Origin of the sequence: Xanthovirga aplysinae (assembly GCF_009711365.1) — a bacterium.
Lineage (GTDB): Bacteria > Bacteroidota > Bacteroidia > Cytophagales > Cyclobacteriaceae > Xanthovirga > Xanthovirga aplysinae.
In genome coordinates this window covers 1-3,443 of record NZ_SMMB01000712.1, presented here as the reverse complement: position 1 = coordinate 3,443, position 3,443 = coordinate 1, and the positions used below count along the sequence as shown (strand labels likewise).

3 protein-coding genes are annotated in these 3,443 nt (G+C 39.3%); 2 read left to right on the top strand and 1 reads right to left on the bottom strand.

Going from position 1 to position 3,443, the window contains the following annotated elements; genetic code table 11:
- Positions 1–1,491: acetyl-CoA carboxylase biotin carboxylase subunit (gene accC, locus E1171_RS04505; RefSeq protein ID WP_155204521.1), on the bottom strand; the 1,491-nt coding region annotated here is incomplete at its 3' end.
- Positions 1,492–1,683: 192 nt separating this feature from the next.
- On the opposite strand from accC, the gene E1171_RS04500 reads away from it, so the two are divergent.
- Together E1171_RS04500 and E1171_RS04495 are read left to right on the top strand one after the other, a co-directional pair.
- Positions 1,684–2,931, top strand: a complete 1,248-nt coding sequence (locus E1171_RS04500; RefSeq protein ID WP_155204519.1) for an aminotransferase class I/II-fold pyridoxal phosphate-dependent enzyme — start codon at positions 1,684–1,686, stop codon at positions 2,929–2,931.
- A 105-nt stretch (positions 2,932–3,036) separates the two neighbouring features.
- Complete coding sequence (locus E1171_RS04495) at positions 3,037–3,219, top strand: histone H1 (protein ID WP_155204517.1); 183 nt, start codon at positions 3,037–3,039, stop codon at positions 3,217–3,219.
- The last annotated feature ends 224 nt before the right edge of the window (positions 3,220–3,443 follow it).

Below are 3,443 nucleotides of genomic sequence, written 5' to 3'. Positions count from 1 at the left end.
ATTTTTCCATTTACTCTTTTGCTTTTGGGCAGAGGTGCCATTATTTATCAATGGCTTTGATTCTGTAGATTGAGTCATTAAATGGGAAGCTAATGCAGCTGCTATGCTTTTAGTGTCCATACTAGCTTCTTCTTCTAAATATTCCCCTTTAAAATGTTTGTCAATAAAGTTAGTATCAAACTTACCCGAAAGAAAGGCCTCATGATTTAGTACATATTTGCAGCAATCTAAGGTGGTTGCAATTCCAGTGATTTCGTATTCGTCGATAGCCCGAATCATCCGTTGGATGGCCTCTTCCCTGTCTTTGCCATGAGAAATAAGTTTTGATATCATTGGATCATAATAAATTGGAATATCCATGCCTTGCTCAAAGCCATCATCCACCCGGATTCCTGGGCCTTGGGGACGAATGTAAGTTTGCAAAGTTCCGATATCGGGCAAAAAGTTGTTCTTTGGGTCTTCTGCATATACCCTGACTTCTACGGAATGACCGTGAATCTTCAGGTCCTTTTGCTCAAAACCCAATGGTTTACCCTCGGCGATTCGAATTTGCTCTTTTACAAGATCTATACCCGTAATATTTTCTGTTACCGGATGTTCCACTTGAAGACGGGTATTCATTTCCAGGAAATAAAAGTTGAGTTGTTCATCTACAATAAACTCAACTGTACCTGCACCATAATAGTTACAGGCTTTGGCTACACCAATGGCGGCTGTTCCCATAGCTTCTCGCATTTTCGGACTTACCACAGGTGATGGGGCTTCCTCAATAACTTTTTGGTGTCTTCTTTGTATGGAACATTCCCGTTCGAACAAATAAACAATATTGCCTTGTTGGTCCCCTAAAACTTGTATTTCAATATGTTTGGGAGAAGAAATATACTTTTCTATAAAAACAGCGCCATCCCCAAAAGATGAAAGGGCTTCACTAACAGCTCTTTCCATTTGTTCTTCAAAATCTTCTTCCTTTTCAACAACTCGCATTCCTTTACCACCACCTCCGGCACTGGCCTTTATTAGGATAGGATAACCAATGGATTGGGCTGTCTTTTTAGCTTCCTTTATGTTGGTAATGGCTTTGTCTGTACCAGGGACCATGGGAATATCATACTTTGAAACCGCATTTTTGGCAGCAAGTTTGCTTCCCATAACTTCTATGGCTTCAGCCGAGGGACCAACAAAAATTAATCCTGCGTCGGAAATTTTTTTGGCAAAATCCGTGTTCTCTGATAAAAATCCGTAACCAGGGTGGATGGCATCTACCCCTAAATCTTTACAAATAGAAATGATTTTATCAGCCTGCAGGTAAGATTCCGAGGAAGGAGGAGGACCGATGCAGACGGCTTCATCTGCATGACGAACATGTAGGGCGTTGCGGTCAGCTTCTGAAAAAATTGCTACGGTTTTAATTCCCATTTCTTTAGCGGAACGGATAATACGTAAAGCAATTTCTCCTCGGTTAGCGATTAATATTTTATTAATTTGAGCCATCGTAGGGTGCTTGGGGTTTATCAATTGTATCGTATTTTTACATGCAATGCTACTTAATTATTTTCTAAAATCTAAGTTGTAAGGTGATAAAATGGTTATAGTTTTTTGTGGTAAACATATTTCGTCTTAAATTTGCCGATGTTTTTTTGCAAGTCAGAAGCAAGTTGATTGTAAATTGTAAACTGAATTACATTGGATATATTTGATAAGTTGTTGAAAGACAGAGGACCTTTGGGAAGGCATTCTGATATTGATGAAGGTTACTGGATGTTTCCTAAGCTGGAGGGAGAGATTGCTCCTAGAATGAAATTTAGAGGTAAAGAGGTTTTGACCTGGAGCTTAAATAACTATTTGGGTTTGGGGAACCATCCGGAGATTCGTAAAGTGGATGCTGAAGGAGCTGCTGATTGGGGGCTTGCTTATCCAATGGGTGCACGAATGATGTCTGGAAACTCTGATAAGCATGAGGAATTAGAGGCTATGCTAGCTGATTTTATCCAGAAAGAAGATGTGATGCTTCTCAATTATGGATATCAGGGAGTGCTTTCTATTATTGATGCAGTTGTTAACCGAAACGATGTAATTGTTTACGATGCCGAATCACATGCCTGTATTGTAGATGGGGTTCGTTTGCATTTGGGGAAACGATTTGTATTTAACCACAATGATATTGAAAGCCTAGAGAAGCAGCTTGAGCGTGCTTCCAAATTAACCCAAGAAACCGGTGGTGGTATTTTAGTTATTACCGAGGGGGTATTCGGCATGTCCGGAAGTATGGGTAAGTTGAGAGAAATTGTAGCCCTAAAGCAAAAATATGAATTCCGCTTATTTGTAGATGATGCTCATGGATTTGGAACCATGGGAACCACTGGTGCTGGTACTGGAGAGGAATTGGGCATTCAAGATGGAATTGACCTTTATTTCTCGACTTTTGCCAAGTCTATGGCCAGTATAGGGGCTTTTGTTGGAGGAGATAAGAATATTATTAAGTACCTGAGGTTTAATATGCGTTCTCAGATCTTTGCAAAGACTTTACCGATGCCTTTTGTTATTGGAGCAATCAAAAGGTTGGAAATGTTAAGAGATCAGCCTGAGCATAAGGAAAACCTTTGGAAAATTGTTGATGCCTTGCAAAGTGGCTTAAGGGCCAGAGGGTTTAACCTCGGAAAGACTGAGACTCCAGTTACTCCAGTAATTTTGAGTGGGGGAGTAGGAGAAGCAGCTACCTTAAGTTATGATCTTAGAGAGAACTTTAGCATTTTCTGTTCGGTTGTAATTTACCCTGTTGTTCCTAAAGATTGTATTATGCTTCGATTGATTCCTACAGCAGCTCACACTTTGGATGATGTAGCAGAAACAATAGCAGCCTTTGAGGCGATAAAAGATAGATTAGAAAAAGGCGAATACCGAAAGGCTGAATTAGCTGCACAATTTGTGTAATTTTTTATATAAAAATCGGGTTCGTTTATTGTGTTTTAAACATTTTGGTTATATTGCTATTCAAAGCAAGTATTAATATTTTAACCAAATAATCTACTTTTGAATATGAAAAGATTTGACGAAGTCCGAGATTTAGTAATGGGCCTTGAAGGAGACTTTGAAAAGTTTTATGAAAAAGGAAACCAGGCTGCAGGAACCAGAGTCAGAAAAGGTATGCAAGAGTTGAAAAACCTTGCCCAACAAATTCGAATTGAGGTTCAGGAGCAAAAGAACAAAGCTAAAGCCTGATTTTCTTCCAAAGTATGGCTTTAAAGTAAAGTATGTAAAAAGGAAGGCAGTCTATTGACAGCCTTTTTTTGTTTGCAAGGACCTGATGAATTATCAAGTCCTAAATTCGTTTTGTCTTGAAAAATTGGGTTAAGGGATGAAAAGGCTTTGGGGCTGATTTCCTACAAAAGCGATCATGTTTCCAACGGATTGGGTGATTGTTGTTGGTTTGGGGCAGTTAAGAG